Annotated in this window: 27 protein-coding genes; 10 read left to right on the top strand and 17 right to left on the bottom strand. The window is 32.3% G+C overall.

Features of this window, described 5'->3' with window-relative positions:
- Positions 1-83 precede the first annotated feature (83 nt).
- Positions 84-614, bottom strand: a complete 531-nt coding sequence (hpt, locus tag IW20_RS05400; protein ID WP_035619676.1) for a hypoxanthine phosphoribosyltransferase — start codon at positions 612-614, stop codon at positions 84-86.
- 99 nt (positions 615-713) lie between these two features.
- On the opposite strand from hpt, the gene IW20_RS05405 reads away from it, so the two are divergent.
- From IW20_RS05405 to purE, 3 genes are all read left to right on the top strand, one after another.
- The gene (locus IW20_RS05405) at positions 714-1,265 is read left to right on the top strand and encodes a hypothetical protein (RefSeq protein WP_035619677.1); all 552 of its coding nucleotides are present in this window, start codon (positions 714-716) and stop codon (positions 1,263-1,265) included.
- A 54-nt stretch (positions 1,266-1,319) separates the two neighbouring features.
- Positions 1,320-2,468, top strand: coding sequence for a 5-(carboxyamino)imidazole ribonucleotide synthase (locus IW20_RS05410; protein ID WP_035619678.1), 1,149 nt, complete (start codon positions 1,320-1,322; stop codon positions 2,466-2,468).
- A gap of 359 nt (positions 2,469-2,827) precedes the next feature.
- On the top strand, positions 2,828-3,310 hold the full coding sequence (gene purE / locus IW20_RS05415; RefSeq protein WP_035619679.1) for a 5-(carboxyamino)imidazole ribonucleotide mutase: 483 nt from the start codon (positions 2,828-2,830) through the stop codon (positions 3,308-3,310).
- A 53-nt stretch (positions 3,311-3,363) separates the two neighbouring features.
- Here the strand turns inward: purE and IW20_RS05420 are convergent, their stop codons facing one another.
- Complete coding sequence (locus IW20_RS05420) at positions 3,364-4,032, bottom strand: hypothetical protein (RefSeq protein ID WP_035619680.1); 669 nt, start codon at positions 4,030-4,032, stop codon at positions 3,364-3,366.
- Positions 4,033-4,237: 205 nt separating this feature from the next.
- Between IW20_RS05420 and IW20_RS05425 the strand changes: the two genes are divergently transcribed.
- Entirely contained in the window at positions 4,238-6,265 is a 2,028-nt protein-coding gene (locus tag IW20_RS05425; protein ID WP_035619681.1) for a M3 family metallopeptidase, read from the top strand.
- Positions 6,266-6,436: 171 nt separating this feature from the next.
- Positions 6,437-7,846 (top strand): hypothetical protein, encoded by a 1,410-nt coding sequence (locus IW20_RS05430; protein ID WP_035619682.1) that lies wholly within the window; start codon positions 6,437-6,439, stop codon positions 7,844-7,846.
- Positions 7,847-7,877: 31 nt separating this feature from the next.
- Here the strand turns inward: IW20_RS05430 and IW20_RS05435 are convergent, their stop codons facing one another.
- The 15 genes from IW20_RS05435 to IW20_RS05495 all read right to left on the bottom strand — a co-directional run bounded on the left by IW20_RS05435 (position 7,878) and on the right by IW20_RS05495 (position 21,911).
- Entirely contained in the window at positions 7,878-8,366 is a 489-nt protein-coding gene (locus IW20_RS05435) for a hypothetical protein (protein ID WP_035619683.1), read from the bottom strand.
- Positions 8,367-8,368: 2 nt separating this feature from the next.
- Positions 8,369-9,544 carry a hypothetical protein gene (locus IW20_RS05440; RefSeq protein ID WP_165571405.1) on the bottom strand — a complete coding sequence of 392 codons (1,176 nt, stop codon included), beginning with the start codon at positions 9,542-9,544 and terminating at the stop codon, positions 8,369-8,371.
- Between the two features lie 124 nt (positions 9,545-9,668).
- Positions 9,669-11,519 carry a hypothetical protein gene (locus IW20_RS05445; protein WP_035619685.1) on the bottom strand — a complete coding sequence of 617 codons (1,851 nt, stop codon included), beginning with the start codon at positions 11,517-11,519 and terminating at the stop codon, positions 9,669-9,671.
- Positions 11,520-11,625: 106 nt separating this feature from the next.
- Positions 11,626-11,889 carry a hypothetical protein gene (locus IW20_RS05450; RefSeq protein WP_035619686.1) on the bottom strand — a complete coding sequence of 88 codons (264 nt, stop codon included), beginning with the start codon at positions 11,887-11,889 and terminating at the stop codon, positions 11,626-11,628.
- Positions 11,890-12,199: 310 nt separating this feature from the next.
- Entirely contained in the window at positions 12,200-12,613 is a 414-nt protein-coding gene (locus IW20_RS05455) for a DUF1842 domain-containing protein (RefSeq protein WP_035619687.1), read from the bottom strand.
- 27 nt (positions 12,614-12,640) lie between these two features.
- The gene (locus tag IW20_RS05460; RefSeq protein WP_035619689.1) at positions 12,641-14,476 is read right to left on the bottom strand and encodes a hypothetical protein; all 1,836 of its coding nucleotides are present in this window, start codon (positions 14,474-14,476) and stop codon (positions 12,641-12,643) included.
- A 252-nt stretch (positions 14,477-14,728) separates the two neighbouring features.
- Positions 14,729-15,925: a phenylacetate--CoA ligase family protein gene (locus IW20_RS05465; RefSeq protein WP_035619690.1), complete on the bottom strand. Its 1,197-nt coding sequence runs from the start codon at positions 15,923-15,925 to the stop codon at positions 14,729-14,731.
- A gap of 11 nt (positions 15,926-15,936) precedes the next feature.
- Entirely contained in the window at positions 15,937-16,851 is a 915-nt protein-coding gene (locus tag IW20_RS05470) for a glycosyltransferase family 2 protein (protein WP_035619691.1), read from the bottom strand.
- 19 nt (positions 16,852-16,870) lie between these two features.
- Positions 16,871-18,100, bottom strand: a complete 1,230-nt coding sequence (locus IW20_RS05475; protein WP_035619692.1) for a hypothetical protein — start codon at positions 18,098-18,100, stop codon at positions 16,871-16,873.
- Between the two features lie 44 nt (positions 18,101-18,144).
- A complete protein-coding gene (locus IW20_RS05480) occupies positions 18,145-18,957 on the bottom strand; it encodes a hypothetical protein (protein ID WP_035619694.1) in 813 nt (270 codons plus the stop codon).
- A gap of 47 nt (positions 18,958-19,004) precedes the next feature.
- Complete coding sequence (locus tag IW20_RS05485; protein ID WP_035619695.1) at positions 19,005-19,583, bottom strand: class I SAM-dependent methyltransferase; 579 nt, start codon at positions 19,581-19,583, stop codon at positions 19,005-19,007.
- A gap of 1 nt (position 19,584) precedes the next feature.
- On the bottom strand, positions 19,585-21,009 hold the full coding sequence (locus tag IW20_RS05490; RefSeq protein ID WP_035619696.1) for a radical SAM/SPASM domain-containing protein: 1,425 nt from the start codon (positions 21,007-21,009) through the stop codon (positions 19,585-19,587).
- A gap of 74 nt (positions 21,010-21,083) precedes the next feature.
- On the bottom strand, positions 21,084-21,257 hold the full coding sequence (locus IW20_RS25735; RefSeq protein ID WP_081912436.1) for a DUF1843 domain-containing protein: 174 nt from the start codon (positions 21,255-21,257) through the stop codon (positions 21,084-21,086).
- Between the two features lie 74 nt (positions 21,258-21,331).
- Positions 21,332-21,508 (bottom strand): DUF1843 domain-containing protein, encoded by a 177-nt coding sequence (locus tag IW20_RS25740; RefSeq protein ID WP_081912437.1) that lies wholly within the window; start codon positions 21,506-21,508, stop codon positions 21,332-21,334.
- 91 nt (positions 21,509-21,599) lie between these two features.
- A complete protein-coding gene (locus tag IW20_RS05495) occupies positions 21,600-21,911 on the bottom strand; it encodes a hypothetical protein (protein WP_089052137.1) in 312 nt (103 codons plus the stop codon).
- Between the two features lie 380 nt (positions 21,912-22,291).
- Between IW20_RS05495 and IW20_RS05500 the strand changes: the two genes are divergently transcribed.
- The 5 genes from IW20_RS05500 to IW20_RS05520 all read left to right on the top strand — a co-directional run bounded on the left by IW20_RS05500 (position 22,292) and on the right by IW20_RS05520 (position 24,665).
- Positions 22,292-22,795 carry a GbsR/MarR family transcriptional regulator gene (locus IW20_RS05500; RefSeq protein WP_035619700.1) on the top strand — a complete coding sequence of 168 codons (504 nt, stop codon included), beginning with the start codon at positions 22,292-22,294 and terminating at the stop codon, positions 22,793-22,795.
- 68 nt (positions 22,796-22,863) lie between these two features.
- A complete protein-coding gene (locus IW20_RS05505; protein ID WP_035619702.1) occupies positions 22,864-23,199 on the top strand; it encodes a hypothetical protein in 336 nt (111 codons plus the stop codon).
- On the top strand, positions 23,199-23,912 hold the full coding sequence (locus IW20_RS05510; protein ID WP_035619703.1) for a YqjF family protein: 714 nt from the start codon (positions 23,199-23,201) through the stop codon (positions 23,910-23,912). Before IW20_RS05505 ends, IW20_RS05510 begins: the two co-directional genes overlap by 1 nt.
- Positions 23,909-24,265: a hypothetical protein gene (locus tag IW20_RS05515; protein ID WP_035619704.1), complete on the top strand. Its 357-nt coding sequence runs from the start codon at positions 23,909-23,911 to the stop codon at positions 24,263-24,265. The genes IW20_RS05510 and IW20_RS05515 overlap by 4 nt, the downstream gene beginning before the upstream one ends.
- A gap of 13 nt (positions 24,266-24,278) precedes the next feature.
- A complete protein-coding gene (locus IW20_RS05520) occupies positions 24,279-24,665 on the top strand; it encodes a hypothetical protein (protein WP_035619706.1) in 387 nt (128 codons plus the stop codon).
- The last annotated feature ends 35 nt before the right edge of the window (positions 24,666-24,700 follow it).

Below are 24,700 nucleotides of genomic sequence, written 5' to 3' on the forward strand. Positions count from 1 at the left end.
GTTGTGTCGTACTTCCTTTTTTATTTTTTAAAGAAGTTTAAAGTGAATAGTTAATTTATAATTCTTTGGTTTTTGGTTCTAGTTTATTCTGCTAATTTATATACCTCAGCCAAATTTCTTCCCAAACCATCGTAGTCTAAACCGTAACCAACAATAAATTTGTTTGGAATTCGAATTCCGATATAATCAATCTTAATGTCTTTTTTGTATGCCTCTGGTTTAAAGAACAAAGTAGCAATTTTTAAATGCTTTACATTTTGTTGTTTAAACATCTCTTTAAGTTCAACCAAGGTATTCCCAGTGTCAACAATATCCTCAATGATAATTACTGTTCTACCTGTTAAATCCTGATTTAAACCTATTAATTGCTTTACATCATGAGTTGTTTCTGTTCCTTCATAAGAAGCCATTTTTATAAAAGAAACCTCGCAGTGTTTTTTATATTTTTTCAAAAAATCGGCAACAACCATAAAAGAGCCATTTAATACTCCAATAAAAATTGGAATATCATCTCCAAAATCATCTTGTACCTGAGCTACCATTTTAGTAATTGCAAAATCAATTTCTTTAGCCGAAATAAACGGAACAAATTGTTTATCGTGAAGTTGTATCATTATTTTTTACATTTAAAATAATGGGCAAAGATACAGAATTCGAGTTTTAGAATCGAAAATTGACTCTAAATTTGTATTTTTAAATCAAAAATAAAATCAATGCCCTCTGAATTACAAAAAAACCTTGATTACGTAAGTGCTTACAGAGAAAACAGACTTAAAGGAGCGCAAACTGTTTTAGAAAATCCTGATTATTTTCCCGAATTAATTTCGATTTGCTTCGACGTTCATGACAAAAACACGCACAAAGCCTGCTGGATTTTAGAATTTGTATCTTATGAAAAGCTCGAATGGCTACAACCTCATCTTGATTTTTTTTGTTCGAATCTTAAAAAATTAAAAGATGAAAGTGGCATTCGTCCTATTGCCAAAATCTGCCAACTTTTAGTTATTGCGCATTATAAAAAATCAGAAACAAATATTTCTCTTTCCGAAACGCAACTTCAGGATATTATCGAAACCAGTTTTGATTGGCTTATTACCGATACCAAAGTAGCTGCAAAAGCTTATTCTATCCGAACTTTGCATATATTAGGAAAGTATTACGACTGGATTCATCCCGAATTGCAAATTATCTTAACCAAGGATTATGCAAATCATACCGCTGCTTATAAAGCAGTTGCAAGAGAGGTTCTTAAGAAAATAAAATAGCATTTTCCTATTCAATCATTATAAAGTATCTTTGCGCATCACAAACACACAACAATGAATTATTTTTCTTCTGATTTTAAATTAGGAATCTTAGGTGGTGGACAATTAGGCAAAATGCTACTTTTTGACACTCGCAAATTTGACATACAAACCTATGTTTTAGACCCAAGCGATGAAGCTCCTAGCAAAATTGCCTGTAACAAATTCTGTCAAGGGGATTTAATGGACTTTGAAACTGTTTACAATTTTGGAAAACAAGTAGATGTTTTGACCTTCGAAATAGAGCTTGTAAACCTCGAAGCGCTGGAAAAACTAGAAAATGAAGGCGTAAAAATATACCCTTCTCCAAAAACTTTAAGGGGTATTCAGAATAAAGGAATCCAAAAAGATTTTTACATTAAAAACAATATTCCTACTGCTCCATTTGAAAGATTTGAAAATCTGGAAAGCTTAAAAGCTAAAATTCAAGATTTAAAATTGCCTTTTGTATGGAAATGTACGGAATTTGGATATGACGGAAATGGTGTAAAAGTTATTCGTCAAGCTTCGGATTTAGATAATTTACCTAATGTAGAATGTATTGCAGAAACAATGGTTCCGTTCAAGAATGAACTTGCCATTATTGTTTGTCGCAATCCATCGGGAGAAATAAAAACGTATCCTGTTGTAGAAATGGAATTTCATCCAGAGGCAAATCAGGTAGAATATGTAATTTGTCCTGCAAGAATCGACGAGAAAGTAGCTCAAAAAGCAAGAGCAATTGCGCTTAATGTTTCGGAGAAATTTAATCATGTTGGTCTTTTAGCAGTTGAAATGTTCCAAACTCAAGACGATGAAATCTTAGTAAACGAAGTTGCTCCTCGCCCACACAATTCTGGACATTATTCTATCGAAGCAAGTTATACTTCACAATTTGAAAATCATTTACGTGCTATATTAGATCTTCCGCTAGGAAATACCGATAGTAAAGTCGCAGGAGTTATGGTAAACTTAGTTGGAGCCGAAGGATTCTCTGGCGATGTAGTTTATCAAAACATCGAAACTATTTTAGGATGGAACGGTGTTACACCACATATATATGGTAAAAAACAAACCCGCCCTTTCAGAAAAATGGGTCACGTTACAATCGTAAATGGTGATATGAACGAAGCAAGAAGAATTGCCGAGGATGTTAAGAATACGATTAAAGTGATTAGTATATAGTTTTCAGTTGCAGTCACAGTTTACAAGTTGAAACGAAATAAACACTTTTAGTTTAATTAATTTTTAAATGAGTTTTGTAGAAATATCAATTAACCTTTTGAATTTAAGCAATGAGTCAAATTGGTTTAAAATTCATTTTGAAAGATTTACAGATAAATACGAATATAAAGGTGAGAGAATAAAAAGTTTTATTCTATTTATAATTCTTGTATTATGTTCACTAATATTAATACTCGGAGTTTTATTTTTGATTTATAAATTCCTAATCAAATTAAACGCTTAAACTTTAAACAAAAACACAATCAGTTTTCAGTCGCGGTTTGCAACTTTAAACTTTGAACCTTAAACAAAAAAAACAAATGAGCAAAGTAGCCGTAATCATGGGGAGCATCTCCGACATGCCAGTAATGCAAGATGCCATAGACATATTAAAAGGATTTGATATAGAAGTTGAAGTTGATATTGTATCTGCTCACAGAACTCCAGAAAAATTATTCGATTTTAGTAACAACGCTCATACTCGCGGTATCTCGGTAATTATTGCTGGAGCAGGTGGAGCAGCACATTTACCTGGAATGGTTGCTTCGATGTCGCCGCTTCCTGTAATTGGAGTTCCAGTAAAATCAAGCAATTCTATCGATGGTTGGGATTCGGTTTTATCGATTCTGCAAATGCCAGGCGGAGTTCCAGTTGCAACTGTAGCTTTAAACGGGGCCAAGAATGCTGGAATCCTTGCAGCACAAATCATAGGAAGCCATGATAAAGTAGTTTTAAACAAAATCATAGCGTATAAAGAAAGCCTAAAAGAAGCTGTTTATAAATCTTCGGAAGGCTTGAAATAGTTTTTAGTTTTCAGTCGCAGTATTTAGTATAAACTGCGACTGAAAAACTAAAATTATGCTTCATCTTCAATTTCCTCGAGAACAGATTCAAACTCATATTCATTTATATCTTCGTTATTTATCCAATTCTCTGAGGTAACCAAGCTGTAATTTATATTATCTTTTGTTGTCAATTCCCAAACTATATCGTCAGCTTCGGGAAATGGAATATTTTGTGACATTTGATTTTCAAACAATCTTTTAATCAAATTCCTGTCAGACAAGCCTTTATTCAATAATTTTAGGACATTTTCGGCTGTCAATTTTTGTACTTCACCATTAGTTGATGTCATCGAAAAATGAACAACTGAGGCTTTTGCATTTGGAAATTTTCCGTTGTATGCTTTAAACAGTAATTGATTTATATGGAACAAAGTTCCTTGCATATCTATCTCTGGATATTCCTCGCAAACTTTATCAATTAACATATTGTGTGCTATTTGCTCGATTTGTCCATCGGTCAATCTATCTGCAAATTTGTATTCCAAAACTATTTCCGCAGCTTCGTTAGGTTCGTAATCGGAGATAGCCATTTCTAATAATTCTGGCAAACTACTTCTCTCTGCCGCTGCTCCATCTGGATAGTTGAATTTTTCTAATAACTGAATAAAATCTACATCAGTCCAATATCCTTCTACTTCATTAACCGTATCTATTCTCTTTATCGCAATTTGATAATTCATCGTTTTTCTATTTTACAGTTTCTAACTAGTTTTTTTTCAATTTACGCTTTTAAAAACGTGCACAGGAATAAATAACATATCTATAACACAATTTAAGAGGATTTTATGCCGAGAATCGATTTTGTTTAGATGATTAAATTTTTATAAATTGCTATCTTTGAGTTTCAAAAATATCGACTTCTATTAATAAAATAATTACATCATAATGAGCGTTTTACTTTCAACATTTATTACTAAACACAATACTGCTCCTTTTTCGCAAATTAAAATCGAAGATTACGTTCCTGCATTTGAGGAAGGGATTTCTTTGGCGAAAGCCGAAATTGATGCTATTGTAAATAATACCGAGGCTCCAACTTTCGAGAACACTATCGAAGCAATGGATTATACTGGAGATATTCTGGACCGCGTTTCGAGTATATTTTTCAACCTAAATTCTGCTGAGACTAGTGACGAAATGCAAAAAATCGCTCAGGAAGTTTCTCCGCTATTATCTGAATTCGGAAACGATGTTCGCTTAAACGCTGACTTATTTGCTAAAGTAAAGGCTGTTTATGACCAAAAAGAAAGCTTAAATCTTAATCCGGAACAAACGACTCTTCTTGACAAAAAATACAAAAGTTTCTCCAGAAACGGAGCAAATCTGCCTGAAGAAAAGAAAAACCAATTACGCGAAATCGACAAAGAATTATCTAAGTTGAGTTTGCAATTTGGTGAGAATGTTTTGGCTGAGACGAATGCTTTCGAATTACATCTTACTGATGAAAAAGATTTAGCTGGATTACCAGAAGGAACTATCGAAGCCGCTCGTTCATTGGCTAAAAGCCAAGAAAAAGAAGGTTGGATTTTTACCCTAGATCATCCGAGTTACCTTCCGTTTATGACGTATGCTGATAATCGTGAATTGCGTAAAAAACTAGCTATCGCTTTTGGCGCAAGAGCTTTCCAAAACAACGAATTAGATAATCAGGAAATAGTTCTTAAAATTGTAAAACTACGTTTTGAAAGAGCCAATTTATTAGGTTATAAAACGCACGCTCATTTTGTTCTAGAGGAACGCATGGCCGAAAACCCAGAAAAAGTTCTTTCTTTCTCTAATGATTTATTGGCTAAGGCTAAACCTGCTGCTAAGAAAGAGTTTGCTCAACTTACTGCTTTCGCAAAAGAGTTAGACGGAATCGAGCAATTAGAAAAATGGGATAGTGCTTATTATTCGGAGAAGTTAAAGCAACAGCTTTTTAATCTGGATGATGAAAAATTGAAACCTTATTTTCAATTAGAGAAAGTACTGAACGGTGCTTTTACAATTGCAAAAAAACTATACGGACTTACTTTTACCGAAGTATTTGACATCGACAAATACCATGAAGAAGTAATGACTTATGAAGTTACGAATGATAAAAACGAATTGGTTTCAATCTTCTACGCCGACTTTTTCCCAAGAAAAGGAAAACGAAATGGTGCTTGGATGACTTCGTTTAAACATCAATACAGAAAAGATGGCGTAAACGAAAGACCACATATCTCGAACGTTTGTAATTTTACAAAACCAACTGAAACAAAACCTTCATTACTTACATTTAATGAAGTAACAACTTTGTTCCACGAATTTGGTCACGGATTACACGGAATGTTAGCTGATACAACTTATCCAAGTTTATCTGGAACATCTGTTTATTGGGATTTTGTAGAATTACCGAGTCAGATTATGGAAAACTGGTGTTACGAGCCTGAAGCTCTAGCATTGTTTGCAAATCATTATGAAACTGGCGAAATCATTCCGATGGAATATGTAAACAAAATCAAAGAAAGTGCTAGTTTTCAAGAAGGTTTAGCAACATTACGCCAGCTAAGTTTTGGATTGTTAGATATGGCTTGGCACTCGCAAGACCCAACAAGTATTACTGATTTAAAAGCATTTGAAACAGAACAGTTTAAAGACAGTCAATTATATCCTGATGTAAAAGAAAATGCTATGAGTACTGCTTTTTCACATATTTTCCAGGGTGGATATTCTTCTGGTTATTACAGTTATAAATGGGCTGAAGTTCTAGATGCTGATGCATTTGAATACTTTCAGGAAAAAGGAATCTTTAATCACGAAGTAGCAACAAAATTTAAAGACAATGTGCTTTCTAAAGGAGGAACAGAACATCCGATGATTTTGTACAAACGTTTTAGAGGTCAAGAGCCAAAACCAGAAGCTTTATTAAAAAGAGCGGGATTGATATAAATTTTCAAATCGTTAGATAAGTAAAAAGCCGGAGTAAACACTTCGGCTTTTTTTATTAGAAAACGCGCTGATTAACACTCTTTATACTATCTAAAAGTTTTCTTACTAATGCGATATAATTATTTTATATTTGTTTATAAATCGTTTTAAACATCATTTAAATATTTATTAATGACCGAAAAATACTCTGTAACACAAAAAAAAGCTTTAAACTCCATTTGGATATTGATTTCAGTTATTGCATTCTTTTACTGTAGTAATTACTTTGTTTCTTTTTATGGACCAGAAACAACCACGTATGATACGATATGGAAAGCTCAGAGTTGGTTCTTACACAGTCTTGTTTTTGCTTGGTACTTTTATAAAAATGACCTTATAAAAAAAGGAATTATTATTCAGTTATTATTCATACCCTATTTTACATTAAGGAATGATTTGTATTTAACGGCCGATTATTATCTTCCTATCGACAATAGCACCTACATTCATTCTTTTGTTCATTTTTTTACATTTATCATCCCGATACTGTACTTTTCAACTTCGTATTTTAGAAATGAAAAACATACCACAACTTTATCAAAAGCAAAAACATTCCTGATTCAGTTGGTCATAACAATTGTTTTATCGTACATAATAGAGAGTGATGTCGATGAGTTTTATAAATTCTTTGCTTCTATAAGCGACTCTCCATATACACAGGATATAATTGTTTGCTTTATTTTTCTTCTAATTTCAATAAAAACTGCACTTGTTTTGGCTGGATATTTTTACATATCAAACCGAATTTATTCTAGAAAAGAAATAATTAACCCAATAGATGTTCAGCCTATTTCTAGTTCATTTTTTAAATGGGGATTTATTATCAGTTATACGGTTTTAATAATGTGTATTATAGATTTAGGTAGTAATGCTCTTCGCGTTTCTTTTTATGCATTTGATAAGATTGAATACACTCGCGTTTTATTTTTCTTATCAAGTTTCTTTGTCCTTTTTGTAAGTGGTCGTTTTCTAGGAAACTTGCTTCAATACAGAAATTATTCGCTTAAAAAATATTTTGGTGTAATCAACGCTCTTTCGTTGCTTCCTATATTAAATCTTATTTCGTTTTTTATCTTATTATTTTCGAAAAAAGACAACCAATCTATTCCAGAATATATAACTAAACTAAAAACTAAAAGAAATATCCATCTGGCTATTTACTGCGTTCTGGCTATTTTATTAATTTGTTATGGATATTTCTCTACTGAAGCTGAATATCGAAACCCGAATGTTTTTTATAAAATACCAATGTTAATCATTGCCGTAATTTTATTATCGAGATTCAGGATTACTACTAAAATTGTTCCTTTTGCAATAGCGATTATAACTTATTATGAGGATATAAAAGAGATCTTTGACTTTACAAAAGGGTATCTATTTTTTATTCAGGATAAAATTTTCTCTTTCCTTTGGCTGGCAGTAATTTCAGTGTTTATGGTTTATTATGTTTTTTATTATATAATACATAAATCATTTTATACTGAATATTTTCAAAACCAGGATGAAATAGAGTTTGAAGAAAACATCAAACAATTCCAATAAAAAAAAGCTGTCGGTTGACAGCTTTTTTTATTTATTTCTTTCTAATTATAACCGAAGTACTACTACTGTTTTTCGCAAAAAAATCTAGTTCAGGAGCTTCTAATTTAAAGTCAAAATCATACTTCCCGTCTTGAGGAATTTTAAACGATTTGTTTTCTATTTCAAATTCCCAATTCTCGATATGTTCTATCGAATCTTTACCTTTTGATGATGAATGAATAATTTCATCTTTTGTTATTTTTGAGTTTATGGTATGTTCTCCATTAGCCACATAAGTACTGTCAAAATGAATAATTTTACCATTAAGGCTAATACTGTATTTCATCTTATATTTTGAAAACGACGAGTCTTTGCGTGTCGTAACTTTGGACCAAAACACAATTTCTTCTCCTTTTTTTAAATCTAAACTATCTATTGATGAAATGGCGTTTTGAAACAACGGCATTTCTCCCAAATTTTCTCCAACTGGATTGCAGGAAGTCAAAGCTAAAACTAATAAACCAACGATACTTTTTTTCATAATTATTTTTTATTAACTAAATCTAAAGTGAAGTTTTCTGAATAATAATTAAACATTTTGACGAAAAAATCAGTCGTTTTTTCATTTAAATTATTTTCAGTTTTCAGTAAGAAAGTTTTTTTGTCATAATTGATTATCGAAAAAACCATAAATTGTTTTTCATAAACTTCTCCATCATAATTTAACCTGGTAATCTCTACGATAGAAGATGCTCCTTTTGGGATTACCTTACACTTATCGTCTGTATAAAACAACTCGCTTGCCCACTTTGTATCTTGAGCCTCATAGGATTTCCCAGTCTCTAATTTATTTAAAAATTCGTAAAATAAAGTATCTCCATTTGGAGCTAATCGATACAACTTAACCAATGAGTGACCATCATATTCTGGGCTTGCAATTTCATTTACATTTAGAAAAGCTCCCATTTCTTTTTTGAAATTTTTGAAATAAAACTTCATTAAATTTATTTCGATTTTTGGTCTGTTATCTACATAATCTTTCCATGTAAATTCTTGCTTTGTAAAATTAGTGCTCAAAAGATTTTTAGCATTTCGCAAAAAATAAAAAGCCAAATCGAGTTTGTCTTCATTAGGAAAAGCTTTGCTCCAACTAATGCCTCCTCTATAAATTAAATAACTTTTGGTTGTTGAATCGTATTGAAAATGTATTGTTGTAAAAGTTTTATCTTCACTAAATACGATGCTGTTTTTATCTTCAAAATAGATAGTTTCTATTTCATAATCTTCTTTTAAATCATCGATTGTAAGCAGGTTTGGATTATCATCTTTTATAATTACTACGCTTTCTTCGCCTAATTTGTTATTAATAAATAAGGAATTTATAATTTCGACATAATCATAACTTTCTTTTGTAGCCAAAGCAATCTTTCCAAATTTAGAATCGGCATCGATTTCATCCTTTTTAATAGAACTTGTTCGGAAATAATAGTTCTCCGGAATACTCAATTTCATTTCATCTGAAACTTGTGTGTTTTCTAGATTCGCTTTTGTGTTTAAAATTCTTTGGATTTCTTTGGAAGAAATTTCAAGTTTTTTCCCCACGCTTAAACTACTCTCTTCATTTGTCTTTTCTATACGTTTACAACCTACTAGAATTGTAACAAAAGCAAAAAGGATTAAGCTATTTTTTCCTAATTTTAATCTGAAATTATTTTCCATACGTATTTTATTCATTCACAAATATAGAAATTTAGAAATTTTAACAAACCCTTTATTATAAAATATATAAAAGCAAAAAGCCAGTAACTAAATTTAGTACTGGCTTTTTTATTGAATTAGTAACTTATTTTAATTTTGGTAAATTTCCCATATTTGTAGGCAATGCACGAATTTCACTAAATATATGACTTATCCCATTCTTATTTCTTGGATCTAGTGAATAGCCATGACAATATAAACAAGAAGTAACTGCTCTACTACCACTACTAGGATCTGCATTCGAGCTCGGTGCCTGAAAAAAAGTTTCCATTGTAGTGTTTGCTAATCGTCCGGTACCAATCGCATTTCCTGGAGTTGGTGGAGTCCCATTATAAGGATATGAATAACCATTTGGCACAACACCTCCAGCAGTCCATGTAGCTCCTATTAGTAGATAATTTTTCCTAATATCATTACCAACCAACATTTTGCGTACCGCATTATTAATAGAGATAACTTCACTATTAGAGTTTGCAGGTGTTTTATCTTCTTCATTTGGTATCGTATCAGAAGCAACACCCCAAGCCATAATTCTTCTTACTTTAGAACTACTAAGCGCAGGATCTACAATTTTAATTACATCAGTATTAAGTGTATCATTAACTACTGTCATATTCTGGATATTTTGTCCTCCTACAGTATCATTTGCATTATCATTAAAAAGCCATCCTTTACCAGTATCTCCTTTTACTTGCTTTACTTTACCATTAACATCTGTGTATGAATATGCTGTATTTGGTGCATTTTTTAGATGCTCGAAAGTTGCCCAAATCATTTCAGGATGCCCAGCAACACTTCCTACCACATGCATTCCCACCAATGCTAATGTTGTTACGGTTGTCTTATCTGTTAATTTCCAAAGTTTAGGATCTGTCTTGTCATACACCGGAACTTTAGCTTTAATTGTAATATAAGTTTCTGCATTTGGCAAATCCTTAGCTTCAACCCAAGATGTTTTTAATTCCATTGCCAAAGCATCCGGGTCTGGTGGTGCCGCAAAACCTTTCAATTTTGCATAAGCAAGAATACTGTCTCGTGCAGCTGCAGTTGTTGGAAATTCTTTTGCTTTTAATCCTTTATCTCCTTTATCTTTTATACCAGTCAAGAAGTAAGCATAAACATCATTTACCATTGTTATATAATAAACTAATGAATTATTGCTCGCAACTAATGCTCCGCTAGACCCCGCCTGTCCTTGTTCTGTATCAATTATATTTCCTTTTGAGTCAAGAAGAATCGTTTTATTTCCCTCTTTAAATTCCTGTACAATATTTTCAGGATGAACTTTACCAGCAATTATTGCTTTAGGACTTGAAATTACTTTGCCTTTTATATCTACAAAAGAATGTAATCCATTGGCATTGGCAACTATTTTACCTACAACAACAGATTTATTTCCAGCATCTTTAACGGCTTCATTCTTTTCTTGAGGTTCTACTTCAAACATTTTCCCGCTTTTATCAAACACAATCGGTAATCTATTTGGTCCTGTTTGCTCAATATTACCTACCGCACTCATTATAGTATTTGGTGCATGAGGAGTCAATACACGATTTCCGTTTTTATCTGCTGCCGAAACATTATAAAACACAGGAGATTCCATTACAGTTCCTCCACTTTTATATGAACCACTAGAAGTTGGTGAGGTAATCCATAAAAACATCTGTTCTGACCATTTATAAAAATCACAATTGTTATTATGAGGGAATGTTACACTATTTGCAGGCTCAACTAATCCGTTTTCTGTGACTGTTCCGCCCTTAAACCAAGTTTTAAATTCGGCTTCAGTAACAACACAAGACTGTTTTACATCTTGTGGCAAATATTCATAATCTTTATCTGTATTAGACAACAAATCTGTTTTCTTACATCCTAAAAAAAGGAGCATTCCAATTGCAATAAATGCAATACTGGTTTTTATATTCAATTTTCTCATGATTGCTTGGTTTTAAACAACATTAATTCATCTTGACAAATAGGTGTTGTTATTGGTTTTATTTTTACAATTTAAGTAGAAGAATCACACTACTTACATACAAAAGTTACTGATGGACTTCCTGCGGATTTAAGCAAAGGGTTTCCATTACACTACTTCCGTTACGCAAACTGTCTCTACCAACAATTGTTGCAAAGGCCGAAATCGAGAAAGAACCTCTTATCGGGACTTGATTAATTCTTGGTACTTTAACATCCTCAGCAACCTTTTTCTCTTTTACAAGTTTTTCACCAAGAGATTGGTCAGAATGATAATACAGGCTTCGATAAATCAATGTATCAGAATCTAAATTTGGGGGATCGTGTGACATATTTATTGTTTTATAGGTTAAGTATTAAAAATCAATGGGGCTGATTTTTATTCTATTAAATCTATTTGGTTATTCAGGAATAAAGAAACAATAATCCGACAAACTCAAACAACGTATAAATACCTGATTTTCAATAAAAAAAATATTTTAATTTTAAAAAAACCTTTGAACATATACAGAAAAGCAATAAGTAAAAAAGATTGTCTGGATAGACAATCTTTTTCAATAAATTAAAAAGCGAATTGTTTCCAACTTTTTAATTTAAATTCTTACTCCACTTAAGCAGAATTGTTTCATAAGATTTTTACTTTTATGACAATTGCTCTTTTAAGCTTGGTAAAGCAGTTACTGGTACTTTTTCTATATCATGTTGATAATATGAAAAACCTCCTGTTCCATTCCATGCATTATCTATTGCAAAATGTGCATTGAAATTGGCTAAAAAAGCACCTATTCCCGGAGGAGAAACCGCATGAACATATTGACCATGAAGACCAACTACTTTAGTAAAGGGTCCGAATCCTGTTGCATATATTTTTCCTTTTACCTGAACAACAATATGACTATCAGGACCAGCGATTGCTTGTGTAATTACTACTGTACCTGTCACTGAATGTTGCGATGGTACAACTACTAAACTAAATTTTGCAATAGGCGCACCTGGCGTTCCTACATTTCCAATTGTGCCATTTGCTAAATAAGCACCTTCTAATAAATTTGACATAATTTTTTGATTTAGATTTTCTTACTCTTAAGGCTTTTCAGAAACCGCCTCGTTTTTTTTAGTGGGTTCTGCTCCACTTTCTATTATAATTTTATCTTTCTTTGAAGCTCCAACGCTTATCTTCACATTTACATAACCTTTGTTGTCTGTTAGACCTGCTCCATAAATTCCTTTCAAATCATCGTTGATGCATAATTCTAACTTTCCAACGAGTCCCGGTGGCGTACTTGCCTCCAACCCGATTAAGAAAACTGTATCCCCGACTTTACCAACAAGTGCACCCTCGTTTGCGTTTGGAAGAGCATATCCTGGTTTTGCACTAATAAAAGTTGGATTTCCAGCTGAATTGTATTGTCTACCGTTATTGATATTTGGGTTTGCAGTCCATAAACCATCTACATACTTTATAGTTGCAACTCTGCTGGGATTCAATCTAATACCTGTATCAAGCCAAGGATTCGCATTCTTATTATCAGGTGGAATAGGGTTTCCTAATACTTTAAAATCACTAGGTGGAACTGCAAAATTGCATGCTGGAATTGGCGCCGTGAATTCCTCATAATCAAAATAATCTGCCAAGGCAAGACTGGTTCCTTGACCTACACCTGATTGTGATTGCATAAATGTTATTGGTCTGCTGCTGGTTCCACTTCCATTCTGAGGGCTGTACCAAGTCCACAAATAGGTGGAATCTGGATAATTATTTCCTGAAGGTGGAAAAAGCACTCCTACTACAGTAACTCTTCTGTCTGGACAAAGTACTGGATTACTAATAATCGTTGCCTGAATTCTTCCTTGTACAGCTGGAATTTGAACCCAATTTGGTGGTTGTTGAGGGAATGGAAAGTTTCCGAAACCAAGAACATTTGTTATTTTATCACCAAAATAATTTATTAGAAAACCAGCACCGCTGTTAGCCGGTGGCGTTGTTCCGCTTGGAGCTGGTCCTGTAAGAAGCGCTTGTTGGGAAGTAAATTTATTTTGGGGATTGTATGTATATTTCATCAATGTGCTCTGACTCCTATCAGAAGAAACGCGGTATTGTGCATCAGTTCTCCAGTTGTATAAAACTCTTGTAGGCAAAGGACTGAAAGCTTGGTTAACAGGTGTCATAAAAACAGTCATCCCAAAATTTGTATTCCATGTAAATAGCTCATATCTATTAGGATTTCCAAAAGAATAGCCCTCTATCGCCGGAGGCACCAGAGGAGAATTTAACGGATTACTCGTTAGTTTCTCAAAAGTGGGGAAATAGGTAAAAGAAAACATTTGAAAAAGTGCCAACTGATTAACGTCTCCCATACCAGGAGATGCAACAGGTCCTTGCCCGAACATAAGACGCACTGGAAAATTGGTATTGTGATCAAACCACATCCAGGTGGCAGGTGCCGGATCGCTATTACCAACCGGAATTTTCCACCAATCTACTTTCTGTGCTTTCATCCAGTTCAGGTAACTAGTTCCTGAACATTTAGCTTTATTGCTTTCATTTCCAAACCAGTTTGTAGTTGGAACTTTCCAGCCTACATTTATCGGTGTATAACGACTTCCGTCTGTAGATATTTCCGTTTGAGTTGGCGTTACTCTATACCACCATCTTCTGCCGGAGCTACCTACTAAAAGAGCATTTAGTCCAATTCCTTCTGCATAATAAACAGTGGCGGTACAAATTTCAAAAAATGGACTTGCAAGATCTGCAGGTGTACTATTACTTTGAGGGGGACTAAAAGGGTGAAGCAAACAAGTACATTTCCAATATTGTGGGAGTTTAGGTTGAGGGCCTGTAAAAGGCTCCAAAACAGGATATCTTGAATCTGATATCGGATCAACACATGGTGTCGAAGAAGTAGATAAATCTTTCATGGTAATTAGCTTTGGGGGTTATTATTTCTAATTGTATGATTTATTTTTATTAACGTTCGTATGTTTTGATTTCGTTACATATAGCTTTCCTAAACATTTTTTTTATATTTTATTTACTAAAATTACAATGCCTATAAAATCATGAATAAAAAAATGTCATAAAACAGGTTTTTTTATCCATGAAGTAAATAATTATGTGTAATGAAATTATTCGACGTAACTAATTAAAGATGATTACTTTATAAAAAATCATCATCTCAAATCTAACAATATTGGTGTTTTTGTAGTATTAGGATCTATATATAATTGAGCTGCAGTAACTAACAAAACTTCGACTTTCATAGAACCTCCATCATAATGCAAAAATTCTTTTAAGTCGGCACATTTTTGCTCAACAAAATCCTCTCTTTGATTTTTAGATACATTTTGAACAATTAACATTCTAACAACATCTTTAAAAAATTCATCGGTAGACAATTGAATCTGAAAAGTATCTGCATCGCTTACAAGAGAAATTATGTCATCTAAATCAAAATGTTCTTCTGCAACTATAAAAGATTTAGTTTCTCTGGATTTTAATTCCAAAAAGCTCTTTCCATTTAATTCTATCAATCGTCCTAAATCGCCTATGGCATATCTAAAAACAGGAAACCTTTTACGGAATGTATTGGTAACTGCAATTGTACCATATCCGTCTTTATCAGGATTTATAATTTCGACTATAATACCTTTTATAATTGAGAATAATGATGGATTTTTAGTAAAATTTGACCAAGCCCAAATTCCAGTTTCGGCTGAACCATACATGGAATAAACTTGTTGAACTCCGAAAGTCTTTTGCAAAAGCTTTTGAATATTGGGTCTTAGAAATTCGCCTGCGTAAAGCAAATTTTCTATTTCTAATTTTCTATTATTTTCTTCTAAATATTTTGCAAAACATAATAATTTAGAAGGTGTTCCAAATATAAAATTTGGCTTAAAATAATTGGCTGCCTTTTCTACATCACTATAACTTGCATGTGCACTCAATGGTAGTGTTGTGGCCTGACATTTTTCTAAAATATCATCCATAATTGCTGCAGTGCGATACATATCTGAATAACCAAAAATGTTTAAAGCAATTGTTTCTGGAGTAAAAAAGTTATTTTTTGTTAATTCGCCCGCCATTACAAGACGCTGGTTATGATTTTCTTGTATATCAACCGGAAATATTAAAGGCTTCTGACTGCTACCGCCTGAGCGTACTAAATACACTCCTTTTTTTTCTTCTTCAAGTTTAAACTTTGTATTTAAAATAGGTATTAACTCTTTTTTACTTAGCATTGGTGCATCAATAGCATAATCATTTCCTTTATAAAAATCGCTGTATAAAGGATTCTGTTTTGCTAATTCAAAATAATCTTGTAATACTGAGTTGTCTATTTCTGGAGAGATATAAGCTGGATACATAGTTTCTTATTTTATTTACTTCTTCTTTTTAAATAATAACCGTTTTTAATTAAGATCCCGAAATGATTTAAAACAAATAGAGTTTTTTGTTGCCAGGACGGTAGTCGCTCCATTGCATGTTCTAACCATCGTTGTGACAACATTCCCATTAATTGCTGATCGTATCGATTAGCACTTTCTTTATATCGTTTTATTGAAAAAGGAATTTCTAATGCTGCCCAATTTGTGTAACGACTTCCAGATAAACTTCCTTCTACTTCTCTTACTTCTATACAAACTTTATTCAGTAATCCAACCCGAGCCTGTTGTGGCAAATTTTTTAAAATGCGATACCAAAAATCAATTCCTTCATTTAAAGAAACATTAATTTCATAACGAATGTCTTGCAGGTATTTTTTTTGGATTACAACATTACTGCCAACTCCCATAATAAAATCTGGTGAACTAACAGTATGCAATGGATTGGGTATTAAAAATAATTCATTGGAAAGCGGAGTTAATTCAGTTTCAAATGATTTTATCTCTGGTAGATATTCATCGGATGGGACTAAGACAATTCCAAGTATTAAAACAGCTATATTTTCTTGTTCTATAATTGAACTAACATCACTTAAACAAGAAGAGGTATAACAATCGTCTGCATCCAAAAAACTTATAAGATCTCCTGTTGCAAGTTCTATCCCAATATTTCTTGCATTACTCGGTCCTTTATTTTCCTCCAATTCAATAACCTGAATATCGGTTTGCAAAAATTGTGGTGCAAAAAATGATAATGAATCTTTTAAATAAACTAAACTTTGATCTGTGCTAAAATCATCTATAACAATAATTTGTGATGCTTTTTTATCCTGAAAAGCCAAGGAACGAATCGTATCGTATATATAAGCTTCCTTATTGTAAAGAGGTATAACAACTGTATGTTCCATGATGTTTCATCATTTTATATTACTCTAATACCGGATAAATCAAAGCTCTGCCTTGATGTACGTTTACAATCGACTCATCTGAACCTCGAAAAAAACCAGCTCCGTAATTTTTGTCATCTTTGCATAACAACATTCCTACTAGATGAATCTGACGATTATTTTCGGCATCATTAAACTCCTTTTGATCAACAAAATGCTGAATGAGATATTTATTCCAGTTTTTTCTAACAATAGTATTCCAGTCTTCGCTTGTACAATCACTTTTAACATAAGCCCCAATTCCTCTTCCGCCGCTATTTAATTTTAAAATCAAATTTTCTTTACTCGCGGTAAAAGCATCGCAGCCATCATCATTAGTAATAACAAAACTCGGAATAAGGTAATCTTGCAAAAAATCATAATCCTCTTGGCTTAAATAATCTCTCATTATTTGAGCATCGTACATTACAGCCAAAACTCTTTTGTCATGAATTAAAATTAAGGTTCGGATATCATTAAAATAAGCGTTTGTCTCGATTAACTTATCCATTACATCTGGACTTATTTTCTTTAGTTCTTCGCGATCCATCTCTAATATAAATTGCGAAATCGGTATTCCGTTTACGTATATTAAATCATCTACCACAACTAAATCCTGAGGTCTTGCCGAAATTAATTCGATTTGAAATTTTGCTAATTCTTTCTGAACATAAAAAATATCACTCCCTTTTTCGTCATCATGAATAATCGCTACTTTTTTATGAGAAGCTAATTGATGATGCAAATCGCCTATAAGATTTTTTAAATCCGCATTTTCAGTACTTACGTTACTTTTATATGCGTCTATCTGATTGTTTATTAATTGTAAATAATAACTAATCATCCAACCGTTTAGAGAATATCGCGCTCCTATTTCACAAATTTTGACCTGATTGTTTGTGTCATATAAAAAATCAGGGCGATAAAAACCCTGATTATATGGTTTTCCATTACTTTTTTTCAATAAAGCTTCCAGGTCTTTGCCTAATTGATAATATTCTCGAATTCTTTCGTCTTCAAAATAATTCAAAACAATTGCCGCACAAGCTTTATTTAAAATAGTACATAAGCGATTCATTTCTTTGCTATATTCTGAAGAAACGATTACCGAAGAATTAGCAAAAGAGTTAGTATCTAATCCTCCCCTGCCTTTTTGAAAATATTCAGGAAATAACTGATTCCATTTTTCATGTTTATCAGCTTGGTTTTGCTGCAGCTTAATTTTAGACATAATAATTAGGAGTTTATTTTCAAGAATTATTATTAGAATATGCTTTAAAAACTAAGCTCTTCTACTTCCATAAGATCTACCATTACGGCAGATTTCTTAGCTAAATAATCTTTAATGATTCCTTCTAATTCATACGCTTCAAGATCAACATTCATTGCCTTGGCATAATAAAAAATAGAACTCACTGCAAAAAAGAAATGATTTTTTTCAGTTGGACCACAATGAACACTTATCCATGCCAATGCTTTGTCGCATTCCTCTTCTGAGAAACCGTAATCATTTTTCAACCACGATTCAAATTTTGGCAATATATACTCTACTTCCCCATGAGTATAAATTTCGTGTATCAGAGTAGTCAATAAAGCAATCATTATATCTTTATTTCGCAATGAGTTTTGATCTTTCCATCCTTTAAAATCACAAGCACTTTGATTTAGATATCTACGCGAAAGCCAGTCATCGTCTGTACAAATAGTAGTTGCCATAGTATAAAATAATTGCGAATGCAAAATTCTGCCTACAACTGCCAGATCTTCATCTACAATTCTATTTAAACTAGTAATGGATTGCAATAGCGCTCTTTCATCTGCGATTGGCTGGTTTTTATGAACTAGCATTGTCATACGATTGCTAATTCCTGCAACTGTCATTGCGCTATTATTGGTTTGGCTCCAACTATGAAAAAAACGTTGTAACCTATCCTTATCTTGTACTTTTGATGTCAATTGATTAAAACTTTTTTCAATTTTCGAAAATGATTCTTCCTGAACTGGCAAGAATTTTAATAATTGATCTTTTAAATATGATTCTTCCATTCCTTCTAGAACCGGAAGAATAATTGAACTTAAATTAGCCATGATTATTTCGATTTTAAATTGTTGTCTGATTTTAACTTTGATGAGTATTAATTAGCAAATTTGGAGCGGTAATATTTAATTTTTCTGATAACATCAATGTCTTTAAGGTGATATTGTTCTAACCAATTGGCTTCATCAAAAAAAGCACATTGAGATTCCGCAATTACAATAATGGTCTTCTTTAAAGAGATCTGATATAGTTTATCTAATAATTCAGCATATTGAAAATCATAAAGAGGATTATATAAATAAAAAACATTTCCATCAGAAATATCGGTCTTTAAAATATCGCCAGAAGTTACCGTAACATTGGTGATTTCTTCTTTCTTGATTAAATCAATACAAACTTTATTTCGCTCTTCGAGAATTTCAATTCCTTTAAACTGAACATTTGGATATTTTACCGCGCCATATAAAATAATATTCCCATAGCCTGAACCTAAATCATAAAATATCGTTTTGTCTGTGATAGGAATGGGATCAAAAAGATTATCTAAAAAACTAGAGGATCCATATCTGTAAGAGTTTAAACCATACTTTATAGTAATTTCCGACAGGCTTAATCCTTCTTCAATATGTTGCGAATACCGATCAATTTCTGATTGAATATTTTTTAACTGCTCCATATTATTTCATCATTAATAATTCTAATTTTTCCAGCGTTTGTTTTGCTCTTTCCATTTTAGCTGCATATTCATCGTTTACTTTCTGAACATCGGCATTACAAAAACTGCAAACTGTTTCTTCTTCGTAAACATAATTATCACATCCGTTGCATAATTTAAGTGCTTTGGGGATTCTCGGAATTCTGGCCGAATAATCTGGAACTAAAACTGGAGTTTCACTATTTGGTGATTGTATTTCTACTATTACTCCATTTTCATCTTCAACAATAATTTCAAAAAGTCCCATATCAAAAGATACACCTGGTGCTTCTTGTATTTTTCTTATGCGTTCTTTAAGACCTTTCTTTTTTAGTTCTAAAGCACGATGATGACAAAAAGGATTATTCCCTCTCTTACCAAACAAAACATGGCTTGTCCAGGTACATCCTGCTAAACAAGAAGACTCATAATAGCAACCTTTGCAGCCGCCCCATAATTCTTCTTTATTTCTATATCTGGAAAAAACCATTTCTTCGCTATACTTCCAAATATCTTCCAGATCCATATCTTTAACATTTCCTCCTGTGTAGGCGCTTGTTGGTAATGACGGACATCCTTTAATTTTTCCATCTGCCTCAATCCCTATTCCTGTATGTCCTGCTGAACATCCTGTATAATATTTTTCATTTCCTTGTCTCCAAATATGTTCATACGGTCCAAAATAACCAATGTTATTCCCTGCCTGTATCAAGATATTATGTGCTAAAGCTTTTCTGTATATTACAATAAGATCGTCGTAAAAATCTATTAATTCATAAGGCTGAACTATTAATTCATCTGAATTATCTACGGCATTTCCCATGGCAACTGCAAGTTGTATTTGCCAGTTCTTTACATCATTTTCTATTAGAATATCTAAAAGCTCATTCAGCTCATTTTTGCTTCTTTTTGTAATTACTGTGTTTACACTAGAAGTTATATTATGTTTTTTTAGCAATTGCAAGCAATTAACTGCATGCTCAAAAGAATCTCTTCTTCCTCTTATTTTATTATGTGTATCGGGCATCCCATCGATGGAAACTCCAATATTATTTATCCCTGCTTTTTTAGCATCAATAATTCGCTCTTCGTTTAAATTATAGGCACCAGATTGCATAGAACATTCAATCCCGCTTTGATGTATTCTTTCGATAATTTCAAGCCAGTCTTTTCTTAAAAAAGCTTCTCCACCAATAATGGAAATTTCTCTTGTACCAAGACGTTTAAGACTATCAATAACACCAAAACATTGTTCTGTAGTTAATTCTCCAGGTCTTACTTTTCCTGCTCTGGATCCGCAATGTGAGCATTTCAAATTACATGCTAAAGTAATTTCCCATACTACATGAACCGGAGTAGCTGTTTCATAATCATCTCTTACTCTGTATCGTGTTGAAGTCTTGTCCATCTTAATTTCATTTATGGTTAATTGATTAAAAAAACGGCTTAAAAAGTAAAACTTAATAAACCGTCTTTTTTAGATTACTTTTTCTTTTTCAAAGTATCAATTGCATCAAGCAATTCTACCAATGCTACATGCAAATCTTTTTGATCTCTTATGGTTTTCTTAGCTTGTTCAGCTACTGCAACCATTTTTTCTAAATCATTTGAAGCTATCGCTTCTCTGATTCCTACTCCGTAAAGTACTGTTGCCATAATATCTTGTGTTTATAGTTATTCCTACTCTTTAGGTTTTTCAGATACCCCCTTGTTTTTCTGTACAAGTCAGTTTATTTTTTCTTTTTTAAAGAATCTATCGCGTCTAGCAAGTCTAGTAAAGCTACAGTTAGATCTCCTTGGTCTTTTATGGTTTGCTTTGCCTGTTTAGCAACAGCCTCCATCTTAGCCAAATCATTTGATACTAAAGCTTCTCTAATAGCGACACCATAAGGCATAATTATTCCCATCGTTATAGTTTTTAATACTAATTATTGTTTAACTTCATGACTAATAACTTTTGTACGTTATGTATCATGTAAAGAAATCATTGTAGTTGCCCTACTGACCCAATGTTATTGTTCTTCCAAATTGTGAATCATCACTAACATTTGTACAAAACATCCACTCAGTAGTAAAACGAGTACCATCTTCATTCTCTCCCGTTGCTACATATTTATGATGGATATTAAGTTGTGGTTTGTGGCTTTCTAAATTAAGATTATAGAATAAAGATCTTCCAAGTGTACCAAAACCATAGGTTCCACTAGCTCCTTCAATAACAGGAAGAATAACAGGTCCAACGCCTCCACCATTCCATTCAACATAAGGATACACATTCACATTTTTTACTTTTACAGGTATTGCTTGCATAATAATAGTTTTTGTCCTACTCATAAGGCTTTTCAGATCCGCCTCCGCTTTGTACTGTGCGAAACAGTCCGTTTATTTTAGTGGGTTCTGCTCCACTCAATTTAATGAGTTAGCTGAATCATTTAAAAATCAAAAACTATTATAAATGATAGATTTAGGGCTAACTTCTATTTCAAAGCTATTAGAAATAAATAGGCATTTTTAACAAAATGATATCAAACAGGGAATTTTGGTCATGGAACAAACAAAAAAATGACACGAAACCTAAAACCACGTATAAACACCTGATTACAACCATATTGAACAACAAATTCACACTTTTACGCAATAAACTTTCATTTATTTTTGAAAGTTTAAAAACTTTTACTTACATTTGAACTATGGAATTCAAAGAAGCAAAAAATAAATTCGTTCAAACATGGGGAGCCTTAGGTTCTCAATGGGGTATTAATAAAACCATGGCACAGATTCATGCTTTATTGATGGTATCTAACGAACCTGTTTCGATGGAAGATGTAATGGAAGAATTGCAAATTTCCCGCGGTAATGCAAGCATGAATTTAAGAGCTTTGATGGATTGGGGAATAGTTTACAAAGAATACAAATCGGGAGAAAGAAGAGAATTCTTTACTGCTGAAAAAGATTTAGACGAACTTGCTGTAAAAATTGCTAGAGAAAGAAGCAAACGCGAAATTAAACCTGCTCTTAAAATATTAAAAGAAGTTTCCTCGATAGACTCAAAAGATTCGGCAGAAGAAAAACACTTTGTTGAGCAAACCACCAAGTTGTATGATTTTGTATTAAAGGCAGACAATATGCTAGATAAAATGACTGAAATTAATGAAAACTGGTTGGGACGTTTGGTCTTAAAGATTATGAAGTAAAATCTCAAATTAAAAAAATTTAACCAAAACTTTCATTTTTTTCTGAAAGTTTAAAATAATAAATAACTATGAAAACTATAAAATATACCAACACATTTGCCATCGGTCTTCCATTTGCTCTTTTGCTTACCTATCCCATATTTAAAGAAGTCGCATTAATATTAGCCTTATGCTCAATTATACTAACTGGGTTCCTGCAATTTTCAATTGGTGTAAAAATGTTAGTCGATAATCCGCATGATAAAAACCTTCAAGCATATATGGCAGGAGTCGTTTCATTCTTTATTCTATGGTTTATTAATCACTATCTAAATTATAATGTTTTTCTAAACTATATATTAGTCCCAACTCCTCCATTATTAGCAATTTATCTTTCAAGTATAATCTATAAAAAACAAAACTAATGAGCTTCTTAACCGCCGAATGGAAAAATTTAGCATTATTTAATTACGAAGTTGATGCTAAAACATTAGAAAAATATGTTCCTCCTGCAACAGAAATAGATCTATGGAACAACAAATGTTATGTGAGTCTTGTTGGTTTTATGTTTGAGAATACAAAAGTATTAGGCATAAAAGTTCCTTTTCATATTGATTTTGAAGAAGTAAATCTTCGATTTTATGTAAAACGATTTGAAAATGGACAATGGAAACGTGGAGTCGTTTTTATAAAAGAAATAGTTCCAAAAAGCGCCATTACTTTTATTGCAAACACATTATACAAGGAACATTACCAAACCAATAAAATGGAACATTCTGTTAGCGAAAATGAAGAATACAAGAGGTTTGTTTACCAATGGAAAAATCATAACAAATGGAATATTATTGAGGTTCAAACTGAAAAACAGGAATCGGAAATAGAATTAAACTCAGAAGCCGAATTTATTACCGAGCATTATTTTGGATATACAAAATACGATAAGAACACCACTTTTGAGTATGAAGTAACTCATCCAAGATGGGAACAACTACCAATAATCGACTATAAAATAGATGTTGATTTTGAAGATAATTATGGGAAAGATTTTGCTTTCCTCAATCAATCAAAACCACTTTCAGCTTTTTTAGCGATTGGTTCTAAGATTACTGTCGAGAACAAGAAAAAAATAAAGTCATGAATGCTAATCTTAATATTATTGGGTATTTCATTTACTTAATAATTACCATTTTCATCATTGTAAAAGTTGGAAAAGCCTGTTATAAAAATGGCAATGTATTCGTTTCAGAACTTATACCCGACCATGAAGATTTATGCCTTCGAATAAACCAGATATTGCTTCTGGGCTATTATCTATTAAATATTGGTTATTGTGCCATGACTTTAATTTCTTGGGAAACAATAATAGTAACCAGCCAACTCATAGAAGTTATAGCAACAAAAACAGCAATTATCATATTTATAATCTCAGGATTACATTACATAAACATCATTATAATAACTAAATACATTCAGAAATTAATTAATAACTAGTAAATCAAACATCATGGAAACTACAAAAATTTTAGTCGGTTATGCAATCTATTTACCAATAGCACTTTTCCTAACATATTATGTTTCTAAAACTTTATTCGCCAATGGAAAAATATACATGCTAGACATTTTTAGAGGAAGAGAAGAAATTGCCGATGCTACAAATAAGCTTTTCGAAACAGGTTTTTATCTTCTTAATCTTGGCTTTGCATTAATGATATTAAGAATAAGCGAAGACATTAGTAACTATCAAATCTTAATTGAAGCTTTAAGTTATAAAATAGGAAGTTTTTCTATTTACCTCGGATTAATGTTATTCCTTAATTTGTATTTCTTTTTTAGAGGAAAAAGAAAAGCCAGAGAAGCACAAGAAGAAGACAGATTAGTTCTAAAAGTTTAATTAATAACAAAATCTGGCAGTTCCGAAGCTTTGGG

The sequence above is a fragment of the Flavobacterium hydatis genome, from assembly GCF_000737695.1.
GTDB classification, from domain to species: domain Bacteria; phylum Bacteroidota; class Bacteroidia; order Flavobacteriales; family Flavobacteriaceae; genus Flavobacterium; species Flavobacterium hydatis.